A 297-nucleotide genomic window follows, 5' to 3' on the forward strand; every position below is an offset into this window, starting at 1 on the left:
ACGGCTGATGCTGCCTACCTGTTGTGGGTCTGACGCAACTGCTTCCAGCGCTGCGCCGATGAGTGCCTGGTAACGTCGGCGCGCGGCATCGCCGAAGCGGTTGTGGGTGAAGCGCAGGATGTCGATGATGTCCGCCTGAGCATCATGGGAGATGCGGTATTTGGCCATGCTTCAGTGGCTCGCCTGGTTGCCGAGCTCGTCGAGGTATTGGGCCAGGTCGTCGCTGGTAAGCTCGTCGTACTCGCCGCGCTCCAGTTGCATCAGCCCACTGGATGTTGCGTTGCGGAGGGCTTCGAG

Annotated in this window: 1 protein-coding gene; it reads right to left on the bottom strand. The window is 62.3% G+C overall.

Going from position 1 to position 297, the window contains the following annotated elements:
• On the bottom strand, positions 1 to 168 hold a 168-nt coding region (locus HMPREF3014_RS26365; protein WP_141765470.1), incomplete at its 3' end, for a type II toxin-antitoxin system RelE/ParE family toxin.
• Positions 169 to 297: the final 129 nt, after the last annotated feature.

The sequence above is a fragment of the Pseudomonas sp. HMSC065H01 genome (assembly GCF_001815235.1).
GTDB classification, from domain to species: Bacteria; Pseudomonadota; Gammaproteobacteria; order Pseudomonadales; family Pseudomonadaceae; genus Pseudomonas; species Pseudomonas aeruginosa.